This window comes from Burkholderia singularis (genome assembly GCF_001718875.1).
Classification (GTDB): Bacteria; Pseudomonadota; Gammaproteobacteria; order Burkholderiales; family Burkholderiaceae; genus Burkholderia; species Burkholderia singularis.
This window is the reverse complement of the sequence record NZ_CP013448.1, coordinates 38,944-55,764: the sequence shown is the minus strand read 5'-3', so window position 1 is coordinate 55,764 and position 16,821 is coordinate 38,944. Positions and strand designations below refer to the sequence as shown.

The 16,821-nt window shown below is 65.8% G+C and carries 14 protein-coding genes and 1 pseudogene; 4 read left to right on the top strand and 11 right to left on the bottom strand.

The window, feature by feature from the left end:
• Positions 1–35: 35 nt before the first annotated feature.
• The 10 genes from AQ611_RS00240 to AQ611_RS00190 all read right to left on the bottom strand — a co-directional run bounded on the left by AQ611_RS00240 (position 36) and on the right by AQ611_RS00190 (position 6,664).
• The gene (locus AQ611_RS00240; protein WP_069233428.1) at positions 36–329 is read right to left on the bottom strand and encodes a hypothetical protein; all 294 of its coding nucleotides are present in this window, start codon (positions 327–329) and stop codon (positions 36–38) included.
• Between the two features lie 185 nt (positions 330–514).
• Positions 515–1,159, bottom strand: a complete 645-nt coding sequence (locus tag AQ611_RS00235; RefSeq protein WP_069233427.1) for a glycoside hydrolase domain-containing protein — start codon at positions 1,157–1,159, stop codon at positions 515–517.
• A gap of 120 nt (positions 1,160–1,279) precedes the next feature.
• Positions 1,280–1,612 (bottom strand): RebB family R body protein, encoded by a 333-nt coding sequence (locus tag AQ611_RS00230; protein WP_059517516.1) that lies wholly within the window; start codon positions 1,610–1,612, stop codon positions 1,280–1,282.
• A 97-nt stretch (positions 1,613–1,709) separates the two neighbouring features.
• Positions 1,710–2,042 (bottom strand): RebB family R body protein, encoded by a 333-nt coding sequence (locus AQ611_RS00225; protein ID WP_059517518.1) that lies wholly within the window; start codon positions 2,040–2,042, stop codon positions 1,710–1,712.
• A gap of 106 nt (positions 2,043–2,148) precedes the next feature.
• A complete protein-coding gene (locus AQ611_RS25265) occupies positions 2,149–2,973 on the bottom strand; it encodes a hypothetical protein (RefSeq protein WP_069233426.1) in 825 nt (274 codons plus the stop codon).
• A gap of 202 nt (positions 2,974–3,175) precedes the next feature.
• On the bottom strand, positions 3,176–3,556 hold the full coding sequence (locus AQ611_RS00215; protein ID WP_231935874.1) for a hypothetical protein: 381 nt from the start codon (positions 3,554–3,556) through the stop codon (positions 3,176–3,178).
• Positions 3,557–4,226: 670 nt separating this feature from the next.
• The gene (locus AQ611_RS00205) at positions 4,227–4,466 is read right to left on the bottom strand and encodes a RebB family R body protein (RefSeq protein WP_059517522.1); all 240 of its coding nucleotides are present in this window, start codon (positions 4,464–4,466) and stop codon (positions 4,227–4,229) included.
• 69 nt (positions 4,467–4,535) lie between these two features.
• The gene (locus AQ611_RS00200; protein WP_069233424.1) at positions 4,536–5,177 is read right to left on the bottom strand and encodes a hypothetical protein; all 642 of its coding nucleotides are present in this window, start codon (positions 5,175–5,177) and stop codon (positions 4,536–4,538) included.
• A 117-nt stretch (positions 5,178–5,294) separates the two neighbouring features.
• Positions 5,295–5,864 (bottom strand): RNA polymerase sigma factor, encoded by a 570-nt coding sequence (locus AQ611_RS00195; protein WP_069233423.1) that lies wholly within the window; start codon positions 5,862–5,864, stop codon positions 5,295–5,297.
• A 110-nt stretch (positions 5,865–5,974) separates the two neighbouring features.
• Positions 5,975–6,664: a Crp/Fnr family transcriptional regulator gene (locus AQ611_RS00190; protein ID WP_069233422.1), complete on the bottom strand. Its 690-nt coding sequence runs from the start codon at positions 6,662–6,664 to the stop codon at positions 5,975–5,977.
• A gap of 647 nt (positions 6,665–7,311) precedes the next feature.
• Between AQ611_RS00190 and AQ611_RS00185 the strand changes: the two are divergent.
• The 3 genes and pseudogenes from AQ611_RS00185 to AQ611_RS00175 all read left to right on the top strand — a co-directional run.
• A pseudogene (locus tag AQ611_RS00185) lies at positions 7,312–8,268 on the top strand (sulfate ABC transporter substrate-binding protein); the annotation flags it as partial.
• A 117-nt stretch (positions 8,269–8,385) separates the two neighbouring features.
• A complete protein-coding gene (locus tag AQ611_RS00180) occupies positions 8,386–9,351 on the top strand; it encodes an ion channel (RefSeq protein ID WP_069233421.1) in 966 nt (321 codons plus the stop codon).
• Between the two features lie 218 nt (positions 9,352–9,569).
• Positions 9,570–13,145: an indolepyruvate ferredoxin oxidoreductase family protein gene (locus AQ611_RS00175; RefSeq protein ID WP_069233420.1), complete on the top strand. Its 3,576-nt coding sequence runs from the start codon at positions 9,570–9,572 to the stop codon at positions 13,143–13,145.
• Positions 13,146–13,207: 62 nt separating this feature from the next.
• Here the strand turns inward: AQ611_RS00175 and AQ611_RS00170 are convergent, their stop codons facing one another.
• Complete coding sequence (locus AQ611_RS00170) at positions 13,208–14,878, bottom strand: Na+/H+ antiporter (RefSeq protein WP_069233419.1); 1,671 nt, start codon at positions 14,876–14,878, stop codon at positions 13,208–13,210.
• 473 nt (positions 14,879–15,351) lie between these two features.
• Between AQ611_RS00170 and AQ611_RS00165 the strand changes: the two genes are divergently transcribed.
• Positions 15,352–16,656 carry a sensor domain-containing phosphodiesterase gene (locus AQ611_RS00165; RefSeq protein WP_059517534.1) on the top strand — a complete coding sequence of 435 codons (1,305 nt, stop codon included), beginning with the start codon at positions 15,352–15,354 and terminating at the stop codon, positions 16,654–16,656.
• Positions 16,657–16,821: the final 165 nt, after the last annotated feature.

Below are 16,821 nucleotides of genomic sequence, written 5' to 3'. Positions count from 1 at the left end.
CTGCGGGGAAGAGGGCGCGCGGCGATGCCGCGCGTTCAACCTGGGCTCGATGCGGCATGCACGAGCGCTGCCTTCGCGCCGGATGCGTCTTCGTCGGCGTCTTCGGGCGGGTAGTGGATCACGGGCGGCGCGAGCGGCGCGCTCGCGGCGGCGTTGCCGCCGGCTGGCGCGCCGCCGTTGAACGCATCGGCGCCGTTCCTGGCGAACGGCGGTTGCTGCGCGGCGGCATTGGTCTGCGCGCGCGATGCTTCGGACGCGTCGTCGCTGCAGGCCGCCACGAGCGACGCGGCGCAGACGACGGCGCCGAGCATGGCTGAACGGTGGCGCATCGGCAGGCTCCGGGAGGAACGCGAATTGGGCATGCTGCGAAGTATGACGAAATGATGCGTCGATTGCGTGACCTGTTTGCTACGCCAATGTGATGACGATTTTCTTTCCATGTCTGACGAATGGCTGTCATTGACGCCGATGCGCACCGGCTGCCGCGCAAGTGGGCGCTCTTCGGGCGCGCCGCTCAGCCGGCGGCCGGCGGCACGAACGCGCCGAAGTTCGCGCTTGCCGTATCAGGGTCGACGTGCATTGTTCCGCAATCGAGCGAAATCGTCGTTTGCGCCTGCTGCACGATCGACCACGGCCGCGACGGATCATAGCCGGACCATCCGGCCGAGTTCGCAAGCCACGTGTACTGGACGAGGCCTGCCTGCTGCATCGCCCGGCACGTGCTGCCCGATCCGTACACGCCGATGCCGTATCGGCGGTTGCCGTTGCCGGCTGCCGCGACACCGCTTGCGACGCCGTGGAAATATGAGGTGATGCATCCGTCGATGTCGGCGGCTGGCGCGTCGTAGTCGACCGTGAAATACAAGCCGCCGTTTCGCGCGCCGAGATCGCCTGCTTGGGTCGCGGCGCGCAAACCGTCGATGTAGCCTCGCAGCGCGCTGAAGTAATCGCAGGACGACGGGGCGTCCTCGTAGACGAGCACGAGCTTCAGGCCGGCGTTCCAGATCGCGTTGGCCTCGTCGCGGCCGATCACCTTGGGATGAGGGGGATCGTCGTAGAGATCGATGCTCAGATAGCGGGCAACGAAGTCGTATTGCGCGTTGCGGATCGCGTTCGCGTTGGCCGCGCAGTTTTGCACGGTGTCGAATCCGTTTGGCATGGCATGTCCTTTGATCTGTCCGGGGCGCGGCGGCCGGGCGGCCCGCGCCAAGACGAATCGGCGTGCGGCGGCGCGTCGATTCGCGGGCGCGGGGCGGCCGTATCCGGTTCGCGAGCGCGGTTATTGCGGTTGCGAGCGGAACGCTTGCAGCACGGTCAGCAGGCTCGTGAGGTTGTCGGCGATGCCGCCTTGCGCGATCTTCTCGGTAGCTGCCGCGCCGGCAGTGGTGTCGACGCTGTAGATCTGCATCACGCCCATGTTGGTGGCTGCCTGCGCCGCAGTGTTCTGCTGTTGCTGCGCGGACACGGCGTTCTGGAACAGAATGCCGGTGGAATGCGCCATCGTCTGGTAGATCGTGCCCAGCGCCGTTGCGGGGCTTTCTCCCAAAACCTTGACGTTCGATTGCGTGACGGCATCGGTGATTTGCGAATTGACTGCGGTCGGAGTGGTCATGGCTGATTCCTAGAAGTTGAGTCGTAGCGGGAATGGAAGCGGCGCGGCGCGCTGACGGTCAGCCCGGCGCCGGCTCATGCGGCGACGCCCGGCGGCGTCATTGCGGCGGCGAGCGGAACGATTGCAGCACGGTCAACAGGCTCGTGAGGTTGTCGGCGATGCCGCCTTGCGCGACCTTCTCGGTGGCCGCCGCGCCGGCGGTGGTGTCGACGCTGTAGATCTGCATCAAGCCCATGTTGGCGGCCGCCTGCGCGAGCGTGTTCTGCTGCTGCTGCGCGGACACGGCGTTCTGGAACAGGATGCCGGTGGAGTGCGCCATCGTCTGGTAGATCGAACCCAAGGCCATCGCGGGGCTTTCCGCGACGACTTTGACGTTCGACTGCGTGACGGCGTCGGTGATTTGGTCGTTGACGGTGGTCGGAAAAGTCATGGTGTGGCTCCTATCATGTCATGCACGGAAAATGCCGTGCGCAGGAAAGAACGTTGAGGCGCGCGGAATGTGAGCGCGGCGTCCGATTGTTTGGCAGTACGAATCATCAGGATGCCGGCGCGTATGCGCGGGCGTCCGTGCGCGTGGCGATGTCGCGCTGAATCAGCTCGATCACGTAATCGGCTGCGCGCGCCAGTTGCGCTTCAGCGGGCCGCATATCCGCTTGCGCGGCGAAGCGTTGCAGCGCCGTGCGCAACTCGGCGAGCGACGTGACCGATTGCAGCGCATCCGCGATCGGCTTGGGGTGTGCCGTGTTGGGCGGTGCCGGCACGGCGGCCGGCGGTTCGCCGGCGGCGGGCGCAGCGGGGCTCGCGGGCGGCGTTGCGGCTGGCGTGGGGGCGATTGCGGCGGGGGCGGCCGCCGCCGCGGCGGTAATGGCAGGGACGGGCGCGGATGCAGGCAACGGGGCTTGATGCGATATCGGTGACGGCGCATCGCTGGGCGCGGACGATGGCGCAGGCGCAGGCGCAGGCGCAGGCGCAGGCGCAGGCGCAGGCGCAGACGCAGACGCAGACGCAGACGCAGACGCAGACGATGGCGATGGCGATGGCGATGGTTCCGGCGTGCTCGATGCGCGCCCGGAAACCGGCTGTGGCGCGGGTACGGCCGGTACTTGAGGCAGCGATTGCAGCAACTCGTTGATCGTCGCTTCGGTGAGATGCAAGCCTTCGTCGATCGCCGCATCGGCGGCGAGCCGTGCAAGCGCAAGCGCGGTGCGCCCCGGGCGCGGTGTGCTGGCCGCAGGCGGTGTCTGTTTCAACTGCCGATAGATCAGGCGCAGCAGCGGCACGGTTTGCGCTCTGACTTCGGAGCCGATGAAGCTTTCGACGGCTTGCTTGAAATCGTCGAACCCGGATTGGACGTCGCTCATGATGATTCTCCTTGCAAACGGATTGGGCCCGGCAATGCCGGCTCGCAGAGGGCGGCCCGCGCGAGGCGCGGGCTGCGTCGCGTGCGCGCTTGCGGCGGCGGGCGCGGCCAGGGGCGTTGCGTGACGGCGCGGGCAAGCACGCAGGCCGGGGCACATTTGTCGACGTTGATGCCCTCGCATTGCACCTGCACGCGACGGCCGCTTACTTGCGGTTCGCGAATAGATCGGTGTAGGACGAAAGGCTCTTGTCGATTCGATCCAGCGCGAAGCTCGCGGCGTCGGCTTCGATCGCGCCAGCGGCTGCAGCGACCGCCGCCGCCGCGCCCACCAGCAAGTCGGCGACAAGCGCGCCTACTGCGTCCTCGGCCGCCTTCGCCGGCATGCCCTTGCCGATGTTCTCGACCATCTCTTTCATCAGCACGCCCTGGCTTGCCAACGCGATCTTGCTGATGGCGTCGAAGTAGTTCGCGGCGGACTGCGCGACGAGCCCCGATGCCTGCGAGATCATCATGTTCGGCGCGGTGGCGATCTGGGATGCCGCGTAGGACGCGCTCGCCGCGTTGGTGAACTCGACGGCCTGCACGATCTGCTGATTCAGTGCCTGCGTGGCGGGGGGCGGGCCGGCATTCGCAGTCGCGCCAGGAGCGGCTGCTCCGGATGCTGCCTCGGATGATGCGGCAGCGCCGGGCAAAGGCGGCCGCGACGCAGAAGAGGTGGGACGGGGGGAGGCGGGCGTTCCGGTGGAGGCCGCCGGCGTGCCGGCTGATGCGTTGTCCGGCCCGGCGTCGGGGGCCGCGGCCGGGGCGGATGTGCCGGGTCGCGCAGGCGATTCGGTTACGCTGGCGCTGACCGCTTCGCCGCCGGATCGCGTGCCTGTGGCGGAGGATGATGCATCGGCGGCTGGCCCCTCCGCCGTATGCTGCGCCGTCTGTGCAACTCCGGCGTGCGGTGTCGAATCGGCGGGCGCTGCCGCTGCGGAGGCGGATGCCGGTGCCGGCGCCGCTGTTTGCGCACCAGCCGCTGTGGCGTCGGTGGCCGGCGCCGCTGTCGCGCTTGGCTGCGCCGCGCCGGCCGCCTGCGCTGCCGCTGCCGGTTGCGTGCCCGCCGCGTGCCCGGATGCAAGCGGCTCGCCGGCTCGCGTTGGTGCGCCGCCCGTATCTGCGTCATCGTGCTGCGGCTTGGTGGGCGGGGCCAATCGGCTTTTCAGTGTGTTCCAGAATGCTCCCATGATCGAGCGCTCCTTCGGATGAGCATCATGTCGACGAGACACCGATCGCCATGATCAGCGCGACTGCTTTCGACACCACGGCGGTCGACACCTGATTGAGCGCCTGCTGGCTCTGCACGGCGTTCTGTAGCGACAGGCCGGCCGCGTGACTGGCGACCTGGTAGAGCGATGCGATTGCCTGGGCGGGCGCTTCGGCCACGACCTTGACGTTGGTTTGCGTGACCGCATCCGTGATCTGCGTGTTGACTTGAGTGCCCTCGGCCATGACGGCTCCTTTGGATGAAAGCTGACATCACCGGCGCGCGATCCGTGCACCGGCGCTTGCTTCACGCGTTCACGACGCGAAGTTGACCTGCGTGCCTTCGTCCCAGAAGCCCGTCAACGCGAAGCGGCCATCGCTTTCGCATTGCAGCGCGAGATCGTAGGGCGTCATCGCGGAAGGCCGGAGTTGAAACACCGGCGGCGGAGGCGGCAACAGGTTCGCGCTCATATACAAATTGCCGACTTCATAGCAATTCGCGACGAACTGCGAGCAGAACGACGCGCTGCCGATATCGACCGACTCGTTGATGCGTTCGCTCAGATCGGCGCCGTAGCTGCTGTTCCTGAAGATCGACAGCATCGCCGCCCACTTGCTGTAGCGCGCGGGGATCGACGCGACCGCGCCGTTGTCGTAGAACTGCTGCGCGGCGATGACGGCCGCTTCGGCAAGGCGATCGCCGAAGCACGAGTAGATCAGCGCGCTGCGCTGCGGATCGTCGTTCAGGTTGGTCTCGACGATCCCTTCGCCGACGCTTTCGATGACGCGATCGTCGCCGATCGCGATCGCCGCATGCACGATCGGCACCTCGGGATCGGCTTTGCCGAAGAAGCTGGCCTTGAGCCATTGGCCTGCCCTGATCAGCACGCGCGGCAGCTTGGTGCCGACGGGGTCGTCTTGTCTTGCGACGCTTAATACGATGTCTCCGGGACGCATGAGAGGCTCCTTGCGATGTGAGGGGGCGCCGCGCGCGGCGCGGGAGTCGCCTGGCGCGCATGGCCAGGCTCTCGTGAAGAACGCGCGCGCGCGCCGCTTGTGAGGCGGCTTTGCGCGTCAATTCACATCGACCAGCTTGCGCAGCTTGCGGCGGATCGTTTCGATCCGTTTGCGCGCGAGCGCTTCGTTGATGCCGAACTCCGCCGCGATGACCGGATACGGCAGATCCTGCTGGAACTTCATGCGAAACAGCGCCTGCTCCGGCGCGGGCAGGCGGTCCACCGCACGCTCGATCATCGACAGCATTTGCGCGATCTCGAAGCGGCGCTGGATGGACGAATCGTCGCTTGCGACCGTGCGCGCGTCGAGCGAATGGCTGTCGGTCGAGTAGTCGAAGATCTGCCGGTCGCGAGCGCCGCGCCGCACGGTATCGAGAAACACGTGGTTGAGCACCATGAACATGAAGCCTTCGGGCTCGCGAATGCGCTGCGGTGCGTTGCGCATGTAGACGAACACCTTCAGCGCGGTGATCGCGAGCAGCTCGTCGGCTTTGTCGCGATCGCCGCGCGACAGCCGGCGCGCGCGCTGCCATAGATTCGGCCGTACTTTGTCCCAGGCTTCGGCGAAACGCGCTTCGATCGATGCGGCAGGCGTGGTATTTGCCGCGATTGCGCATTGCTGCTCCATGTTCGGCCCCCGTTTGCGTTTTGATTTATCTGAAGCACATTCTGGACAGCGCGAAATACGGATGCTGTTCCCGCGGGAACAATCAGTGAAATACGGTTTGCGCACGCCGTTTAGGAATCGGCATAGGCTTTGCGCTTGAATTTTTCGAGATCTGTAATAAGAAGACTGTTATTGGTCCATTTCACTAATCCCGTGCGTCGCCATTGCTGTAATACCGCGTTGATTTTCGGCCGGCTCGCATTGACCATTGCCGCGAGCAGACTTTGGTTGCGCGGAAACGGCACGCGGATGCCGCCGCTTTCACTGAGCCCCTGTTCGTCGATCAACGGGATGAAGTGGCGCGCAAGCCGCGCCTCGAGGCGATGCAGGCAGGCGGATTCGACGAAATCGGCCGTATCGCGCACGCGCGAGCAGAGCTGCGTGACGATGCGGGCGACGAAGCGCGGCTCGCCGAGCAGGATATCGAAATGCGCGCGGGCCACCATCAGCAGGATCGTGGGGCCGCACGCGAACGCCGTGGCGAGCCGGCCGCGCGGATCGGCAAGCGCGGTTTCGCCGACAAGCTCGCCTGGCCCCGCGTCGCCGATGATCAGCTCGCGTCCGTCGGGGCCGTAGAGCGTCGAATAGATTTTGCCGATCACGACGATCGCGATGAAATCGTCGGGATCGTTCTTCCGGTACAGGATGTCCGCGTCACGCAGATGCCGTTCGATCGCGTGTTGCGCGACGCGCGCAATGAACGCGTCGGGCATGCCGCGGAAGACCGGCGAGTGCGCGAGCGTCGCGGCCGTGCGCAACACAGTGTTTTCCCGAGCGTCCGGTGCTTTGCATTTTCCGCTTAAATTCACGGCTTTCCCCTGTCCGGTGCAATTGCTGACCAGAACGGGGGGCATATTTCTTTGTGAATCCGGAATTCGAGAATATGGATTTGTTTGTCGACTGAAAGGTAATCGGGAAGCGTGCGCAGACGGTATTGGCCGATCATTTTTTTGGATTACCGTTTGTTTATTGTCCGTGCAAATCCGGTTATGGCGATTTTCGTGTGAGGGATCGACGGCGCGCGATAAGGTGCCGTCGCGATGGCGCGGGTTGCAATAGGCGGAGTATGTCGCGCCGAATCGTGTCGTGCGGCGTTTTGTGATGCAACATCGCGATGCCGGCGCGTCGGTTGCCCGCCGGTTCGACGAACGGGCGAACACGTCGCGCGTTGCGCGAGCGTGGCGCGTTCGCGAGCCCGGCGCGAGCGGCGTGCGTCGATCGCCGGCCGCAACGCGCCGCCGGCGCATCAGCCATTACAATCGTTGGTCGCCAGCATGTCATGACCACCAGCACCAGCGGAGCACCGTCGATGGAATATCAAACTCAAACTCAAACTCAAAATCAAAAGAGAAAGCAGAAGAAAACCCGCCACTGGCTCGCGATTTCCGTGTTCGCGTCGGCGGCATTCGCCACCTGCGCCGCGCATGCCGATACGTCGCTGCTCAACGTCTCGTATGACGTCACGCGCGAACTGTACAAGGACATCGATGCGAGCTTTGTCGCCGTGTATAAGCAGAAGACGGGCGAGACGGTGTCGGTCAAGCAGTCTCATGGCGCGTCGAGCGCGCAGGCGCTGTCGGTATTGCAGGGCTTGCAGGCCGATGTCGTGACGATGAACCAGCCGAACGACATCGATCTGCTCGCCGAGCGCGGCCAATTGCTGCCGAAGGACTGGCGCGCGCGCCTGCCGCACAACAGCTCGCCGTACTCGACGACGATGGTGTTCCTCGTGCGTCACGGCAATCCGAAGCGGATCAACGACTGGAGCGACCTCGCGCGGCCCGGCGTGCAGGTGGTGATCGCCAATCCGAAGACGTCGGGCAACGGCCGCTACGCGTATCTCGCCGCATGGGGCTATCAAAAGCTCAAGGGCGCAACCGATCAGCAAGCGCTCGACTTCGAGAAGGCGATCTTCCGTAACGTGCCCGTGCTCGATTCCGGCGGCCGCGGCGCGACGACGACGTTTACGCAACGCGGGATCGGCGACGTGCTCGTCACGTTCGAAAACGAAGTCGCGCTGATCGATACAGGCGCGGCGGGCGCGAGCTTCGATGCGGTTTATCCGTCGGCGAGCATTTTGGCGGAGCCGCCGGTTGCGCTCGTCGACAAGGTCGTCGACAAGAAGGGCACGCGCAAGGTGGCACAGGCCTATCTCGACTATCTGTATTCGCCCGACGCGCAGCAGATCATCGCGCGACACCATTTGCGCCCGCGCGATCCGGACGTGCTCAAGCAGCATGCGGGCGAATTCAAGCCGCTGAAGACGTTCAGCGTCGAGCAGGTCTTCGGCAGTTGGGCGAACGCGCAGAAGACGCATTTCGCCGACGGCGGCACGTTCGACAGGATCGTCGTCGACCGGAAATAGGCGGCGCGCGTCACGCGCTCGGGCGGCATGTCGACCGCCGCCCGAGCGCGGCGTCGCCGCAAAGGAATCGGAAGCTGCGCGTGCTACGCTCGCCGCACCCCACTCGGCGAGATTGCGATGAATTCCGATTCCCCCTCCGCGCGCTCCTCCGATCGTTCTGCCGGCGCGGCTGCAAGCGCGCCGCGCCGCGGCGGCCGCCGGCTTTGGTCCGGCACGCGCTATGTGATCGCGCACGGCATGCCGGTCGAGGGCTGGCGCGATCTCTATTATTGGGCGCTCAAGGTGAGCTGGCCTGCGTTTTTTGCGGCGCTCGCGGCGCTTTTCCTGGTGAACAACGCGATTTTCGCGACGCTCTATTCGCTCGGCGATGCGCCGATCGCGAACCAGTCGCCGCCGGGCTTCGCCGGCGCATTCTTTTTCAGCGTCGAGACGCTCGCGACAGTCGGCTACGGCGACATGCATCCGCAAACGGTCTATGCGCATTGCGTCGCGACGCTCGAGATTTTTGCCGGGATGTCCGGCATCGCGCTCGCCACGGGCCTCGTATTCGCGCGCTTCGCGCGGCCGCGCGCGAAGATCCTGTTCGCGCGCCAGGCGGTCGTGCGCCCGCTCAACGGCCAGTTGACGCTGATGGTGCGTGCGGCGAACGCGCGGCAGAACGTGATTGCCGAGGCGCGCGCGAAGCTCAGGCTGATGCGGCGCGAGCGTTCACCCGAGGGCTACACGCTGATGAAGATCCACGATCTGAAGCTCGTGCGCAGCGAGCATCCGATCTTTCTGCTCGGCTGGAATCTGATGCACGTGATCGACGAATCGAGCCCGCTTTTCGGCGAGACGCCTGAATCGCTCGCGGCGGGCAGCGCGATGATCCTCGCGATGATCGAAGGCTCGGACGAAACCACCGCGCAGATGATGCAGGCGCGCCATGCGTGGGAGCACGACGCGATCCGCTGGCACCACCGCTACGTCGACATCATGAGCGTGGTCGACGGCATGACTCACATCGATTACGCATACTTCGACGAAATCGAGCCGCTCACGCCGGATTCGCCGCCGCCGCCCGACGTCGTGCGGCCGATCTGACCAGTGACCGGCACGTTTCGCGAGATTCTCCTCAAAACAACGGCAAAGCGAGAATAGATTTTTGCTTTAACGCGATTTGTTCGCGAGATGAGCAAAAACATTCTTCTATTGGCGCAAAAGAATACGTTCATCAGGCCGCGCGCCGCCAGCGTGCGCGGCCGCTCGCATCAGATCCGGCGCGCACGAGCGCCGGGGAAACGGATTCCGAGGAGACAACGATGAACGCACGCCTGCCTGTCGGCAGCCCTCCTGTACTTGCCGACTATCGCCTGAGCGATAACCTTTGCGCCACGCGCGGACGCATCTTTTTGACCGGCACTCAGGCGCTCGTGCGCATATTGCTGATGCAGCGCGCGCTCGACGCCGAGGCGGGCCTGAACACCGCGGGCTTTGTCAGCGGCTATCGCGGCTCGCCGCTCGGCATGGTCGATCAGCAACTGTGGAAGGCGAAGAAGCTGCTCGACGCGGGCGGCGTGCGCTTTTTGCCGGCGATCAACGAAGAGCTGGGCGGCACGGCCGTACTCGGCACGCAGCGGGTCGAAGCGGACCCCGAGCGCACCGTCGATGGCGTGTTCGCGATGTGGTATGGCAAGGGCCCCGGCGTCGATCGCGCGGGCGACGCGCTCAAGCACGGCAACGCGTATGGTGCGTCGCCGCACGGCGGCGTGCTGGTGGTGGCGGGCGACGATCACGGTTGCGTGTCGTCGTCGATGCCGCATCAGAGCGATTTCGCGATGATCGCGTGGCATATGCCGATCGTGAATCCGGCGAATATCGCCGAGATGCTCGAATTCGGCCTGTACGGCTATGCGCTGTCGCGCTTCTCGGGCGCATGGGTCGGTTTCAAGGCGATCTCGGAGACGGTCGAGTCGGCCTCGAGCGTCGATCTCGACGCGCTCGCCACCCGTTGGCCCGCGCCGGCGGATTACGAGCTGCCCGCGGACGGGCTGCACAACCGCTGGCCTGATCTGCCGAGCCTCGCGATCGAAGCGCGGCTGGCGGCGAAGCTCGACGCGGTCAGGCACTTCGCGCGCGCGAACAGCATCGACAAATGGATCGCGGCGAGCGCGCACGCGAACGTCGGCATCGTCACCTGCGGCAAGGCGCATCTGGATCTGATGGAGGCGCTGCGCCGGCTTGATCTGACGGTTGCCGATCTCGACGCGGCCGGCGTGCGGATCTATAAGGTGGGCCTGTCGTTTCCGCTCGAGACGACGCGGCTCGACGCGTTCGTCGACGGCCTTGCTGAAGTGCTCGTGATCGAGGAGAAGGGGCCGGTCGTCGAGCAGCAAATCAAGGAGCATTTGTACAACCGCGCGCCGGGGGCGCGGCCCGCGGTGCTCGGCAAGCGCGATGCGTCGGGCGCGCCGCTGCTGCCGGAGCTGGGCGAGTTGCGGCCGTCGCGGATTCTGCCGGTGTTCGCCGACTGGCTCGCGCGTCACAAACCCGCGCTCGACAGGCGCGCGCGCGTGGTCGATCTCGTTGCGCCGCGCATCCTGTCGAACCGTGCCGACGCGGTGCGGCGCACGCCGTATTTCTGTTCGGGCTGCCCGCACAACACGTCGACGCGCGTGCCGGAGGGCTCGGTCGCGCAAGCCGGCATCGGCTGCCATTTCATGGCGTCGTGGATGGAGCGCGGCACGACGGGCCTCATTCAGATGGGCGGCGAAGGCGTCGACTGGGCCGCGCACGCGATGTTCACGAACACGCGTCACGTGTTCCAGAACCTGGGCGACGGCACGTATTTTCATTCGGGCATCTTAGCGATTCGGCAGGCGGTGGCCGCCCGCGCGAACATCACCTACAAGATTCTCTATAACGATGCGGTCGCGATGACGGGCGGGCAGCCCGTCGACGGCAGCATCTCGGTGCCGCAGATCGCGCGGCAGGTCGAGGCGGAGGGCGTATCGCGCTTTGTCGTCGTGTCCGACGAGCCGCAGAAGTACGACGGGCATCACGCGCAGTTTCCGGCGGGCACGACGTTTCATCATCGCAGCGAGCTGGATGCGGTGCAGCGGATGCTGCGCGACACGCCGGGCGTCACCGTGCTGATCTACGACCAGACCTGCGCGGCCGAGAAGCGCCGCCGCCGCAAGAAGGGCGAATATCCCGATCCGGACCGGCGGCTCTTCATCAACGAGGCGGTTTGCGAAGGCTGCGGCGATTGCGGCGTGCAGTCGAACTGCCTGTCGGTCGAGCCGGTGGAAACCGCGCTCGGGCGCAAGCGGCGTATCGATCAGTCGTCGTGCAACAAGGACTTTTCCTGCGTGAACGGCTTTTGCCCGAGCTTCGTGACAGTCGAGCATGCGCAGCTCAAGAAGGCGGCCGGCGCCGCGTTCGACGAAGCGGCGCTCGCCGCGCGCGTCGACGCGCTGCCGCGGCCGGCGACGCATCTCGATGCCGCGCCGTTCGATCTGCTGATCACCGGCGTCGGCGGCACGGGCGTCGTGACGATCGGCGCGCTCGTCAGCATGGCCGCGCATCTCGAAGGTAAAAGCGCCTCGGTGCTCGATTTCATGGGCTTTGCGCAAAAGGGCGGCGCGGTGCTGTCGTTCGTGCGGATCGCGTCGTTGCCCGTGTGGCTCAACCAGGCACGCATCGATACGCAGCAGGCCGACGTACTGCTCGCGTGCGACATGGTCGTCGGCGCGAGCGCCGATGCGTTGCAGACGGTGCGGCGCGCACGCACGCGGATCGTCGTCAACACGCATGCGATTCCAAACGCGGCGTTCGTGCGCGATCCGGATGCGGACCTGCATGCGGATGCGCTGCTGGAGAAAATGCGCGATGCGGCAGGCGATGCGTTCCTGACGAGCTGTGACGCGCAGGCGCTCGCGACGAAATTCCTGGGCGATACGGTCGGCGCGAACGTGCTGATGCTCGGCTTTGCGTGGCAGCAAGGCAACGTGCCGGTGTCGCTCGACGCGATGATGCGCGCGATCGAATTGAACGGCGTGGCTGTGCCGATGAATAAGCTCGCATTCTCGATCGGGCGGATGGCCGCGGGCGATGCGGCCGGCCTCGATGCATTGTGGAACGCCCGCCATCCGGTGCACGAGCCGTTGCCGCCGCTCACGCTCGATGCGCTCGTCGCCGATCGCATCGAGCGTCTGGCCGCCTATGGCGGCGCGCGCTATGCCGAGCGTTATCGCGCGCTGGTGGAGGCGGCGCGCGCGACGGGCGACGAACGCGTCGCCCGTGCGGTCGCGACGACATTCCATCGGCTGCTGGCGGTAAAGGACGAATACGAGGTGGCGCGGCTTTACACGGACGGCGCATTCCGCGCGGCGCTCGAGGCGCAGTTCGAAGGTGTGGCGGGCAAGGATTTTCGTGTGCAGTTCCATCTCGCGCCACCTGCGATCGCGAAGGCCGGCAAGGATGGCGGCGCGCCGCGCAAGCGGGCGTTCGGCCAATGGCTGTGGCCGGCGCTCGGCGTGCTCGCGCGCATGCGCAGCCTGCGCGGCACGCCGCTCGATCCGTTCGGCCGCACGGTCGAGCGCAAGATGGAGCGCGCGCTCGCCGACGATTACGAGACGACGATGCGCCGGGCGCTCGCGGCATTTACGCCGCAAACGGCCGACACGGTTGTGCGGCTTGCCGAGCTGCATGCGAAGGCGCGCGGCTACGGGCACGTGAAGTTCGCGAACGTTGCGGGCGTGAAGCGCGCGGAGCGTGAACTGGCCGCGCAGCTTGCGATCGAGGCGGCCACCAGCGCGGCCGTCACGCGTGCGCTTGACACGTTCAAGGGGGCGGGGGCGCTGCGCGGAATTCCGGTTGTCGTCGCGAAATCCTGATGTCTTGAACGCACAATGAACGGCGGCGGGAATGCGGGCGCGCGTTTTCGCCGCCGGCCGGGTTATACGATACCTTTCTTGCGCGTCGACAGCGCAGCCTCCGACAGATCGATCTCGCGTATCAGCTTGGCGAGCGTTTCGTCGCCGATCTTGCGCTCGCCGCGTAGCCGGTAGAGTGCCGCGCGTTCCGCGCGAAGCGCGGCGATTTTCATCCGCAGTTCCATTTGTTCGGACTGCCTGGCTTCGTCGAGCGGCGTCCTGCCGTCGCCGGCATAGGCGGACAAGCGCCGCCGATACAGATCCATGACGCGCGCGGTCACGTCCGCGCAGCGCGCGGCGGCGGCTTCGTCGAGATCGGCGGCGATCGCGTCGTGCGTCGTGTCGACCGCGCGGATCGCTGCCTGGGCCGTTGCCGCGCGTGCCGCGCGCTCTTCGTGCGCATGCGGATTGTGCGTCGGACGCACGCCGCGCAGCAGCAACGGCAGCCCGGCCACCGCCACGGCGATCGAGCCGAGAATGACGCCCGATGCGATGAAGATCGCGGTATCGCGGCCGGCGAGCGGCGTGCCGTCGGCGAGTGCGACCGGGATCGACAGCACGCCCGCAAGCGTAATCGCGCCGCGCACGCCACCCACCGTCATCACCGCGATCGTGCGCAGCCCGGCCATCGTGCCGGTGAGACCGTGCTTGGCCGCGCGGCGGCTCGCGATCCAGCGCAGCAGCCAGACCCACGTGAAACGGATCGCGTACAGCGCGACGAGCATCGCCGCGACATAGCCGATCATCATGCCGACGAGCACGTCGCTCGTATGGTGCGCATCGACGAGCGCGCGGCCGATGATGTGCGGCAATTGCAGCCCGAGCATGATGAACACCATGCCGTTGAACACGAATTCGATCATCGCCCACGTGCTTTCGGCGCGCACCCGCGCGGCGACGGTGCTGCTGCGCGAGAAGCTCGTATAGTTCATCATCATCCCGGACGCGACAGCCGATAGGATGCCTGACAAACCGAGATGCTCGGCAATCAGATACGACGCGAACGGCACGAGCAGCGTCATCACGATGCCGGGCGCGGGGTCGCCTTCCTGCGATGCGTTCAGAAAGCGTGTGGACAGCGTGCTGAACAGCCATGCGAGCAGCGCGCCCACGACGAGGCCGCCCGATGCAACGATCACAAAGCTGATCGCCGCGTCGCGCAGCGAGAACATGCCGGTCAGCGCGGCGGCAATCGCGAATTTCAGCGCGACGAGGCCCGATGCGTCGTTCATCAGCGCTTCGCCTTCGAGGATGTGCATGAGCTGCGGCGGAATGCGCCCCTTGCCGGCGATACCGGACAGCGCGACCGCATCGGTCGGCGACAGCACGGCGGCGAGTGCGAACGCGACCGGCAACGGCATGCCGGGAATCAGCCAGTGCGCGAAATAGCCGACGGCGAGCACCGTCGCGAACACGAGGCCGAACGCGAGCATCAGGATCGCGCGCCGCTGCAGATACAGTTCGCGCTTAGGAATGCGCCAGCCGTCCGCGAACAGCAATGGCGGAATGAACAGCAGCATGAAAATTTCGGGGTCGAACGTGACGTGCAGATTGAACTTCGGCCACGCGAGCACCGCGCCGATGGCAATCTGGATCAGCGGTAACGGCAGGCGCGGCAGCGGCAGCACGCGCGTCATCACGCCGGACAGCGCTACGGCGAGCAACAAAATCAGAACTGTGAAGACGATTTCCATCGGTATGCGAAACGGGGAAACAACGGTACGCAGTGTAACGCGCATGAAAGATGCACGACGGGAAAAGCTACGGCGCGGTTCGCACCGTAATGGTGCGAGCCGGCTCCGTCGATAGGCACGGCAATAGATCGGGGACCGAAATATTCGGTGTCGGGTTCTCCGGAGCCTGTTCGCGCGAACGAATGGGCTTGTCTGGCGGCCGGCCCGATGAATGGATTTTTCAAAATCGGCGGGACGTGTGCCGCCGGCCACATTGCGACGCCGTGCCCGCATGCGCCGCGCGGCGTGTCGCGGCGGCCAGGCCGGGGCAATGCACGTTCGCCAGCCTGTCACACGCAGAGGAGGCCAAGCTGAGCACGGAGCTTGCTTAACGCTAGGCGAAAACTAAGATCAAACAACCGAGGACCACTTATGACAATCCGCGAGTCGCGTATTCTGCCTGTCGACGTTTTCGTCGTGCGGAGGGCTGCTGCATGATCACGGTTCAACAGGAGCGTCCGGTTGCCGCGTCGCCATACCGCTTCGAAGCAGAGGTGACCTCGGGCCTCGCGCGCGTTGCCGCGCAGCATCACGATCTCACGCTGACGAGCGTGTTTCAGCCGATCTTCAGTTTGTCCCATATGCGCGCGGTCGGCTACGAGGCACTGTTGCGCGCGCACGATTCACTCGATCGCCCGGTATCGCCGCTCGACGTGCTCGGCGAAGCGGCGCGCCACGGCGAGGCCACGCAGGTCGAGCGGCTCGCGCAGGCGCTTCATCTCGAAAACTTCTCGCGTTTCGGCGCGCAGCGCGAATGGCTGTTTCTCAACGTGGACCCCGGCGTGCTGACCGATCCGTTTCAGGCCGCCGCGCTGTTCGCGAATCTGAAGCGGTTGAGCATTTCACCGCGGCGCGTCGTGCTCGAAGTGATCGAGCAGCGCGCGGAGGATCTCGAGCGGCTCGCCGATGCGGTGCGCGGGTTGCGCGAACAAGGTTTTCTGATCGCGCTCGACGATTTCGGCGCCGGCCATTCGAATCTCGAGCGGATCTGGCAATTGAATCCGGATATCGTGAAGCTCGACCGTATCATGCTGTCGCACGCGCAGCATCGCACGGGCGTCACCGCAGTCCTGCATGGGCTTGTCACGCTGCTGCACGAGGCGGGCAAACTCGTGTTGATCGAAGGCATCGAAACGGAGCACGAAGCGCAGATCGCGCTGTCTTGCGAAGCGGATTTCGTGCAGGGCTACTACTTCGGCCGTCCCGCGCCGGGGCTGCCGGACGGCGCGGCGGCGTGCGCCTGCATCGGCGAGCTGACCGAGCGTTTTCGCGAGCAGACCGAAGCGCGCGAGCGGCGCGACGCGCAGCGGCTCGCGCCGTATCTGCGCGCGTTCGAGCGCGCGGCCGAGCGCCTGGCGGCAGGCGAGCCGCTCGACGAAGTCTGCTGGAATTTCCTCGCGCTCGATCATGCCGCACGCTGTTTCCTGCTCGACGAACGCGGGCGGCAGGCCGGACGCAATGTGATGCTGCGCGCAGACCGCGCATCGCATGAGACCCGCTTTCTGCCGCTTGCCGACGCGCAGGGCGCGAACTGGCTGAGACGTCCGTATTTCCGCAGTGCCATCGCCGAGCCGGGGCGCGTGCATGTGACACGGCCTTATCTATCCATCAACGAGGCGCTGCCATGCGTGACGTTGTCGGCCGCGATTCGCGTCGGCGATGCGTTATGCGTGCTTTGCGGCGATATCGATTGGATCGACGATCCGGATTCCCCGGCCGCCGCACGCGTTGCATGTTGATCGCACAAGTCCGTGCGCTAGGCCGTGCCGGCGAAGTTGCTCAACCTGTGCTGCGCGTTTTTTCGCGTTACGGCAGGCGGTGCCATTGCGCGCGCCACTCTATTTCGCCATCGGTTTGCGCGACGGGATTAATAAATTAGTCATACGGATCAATCTAAGATAAGC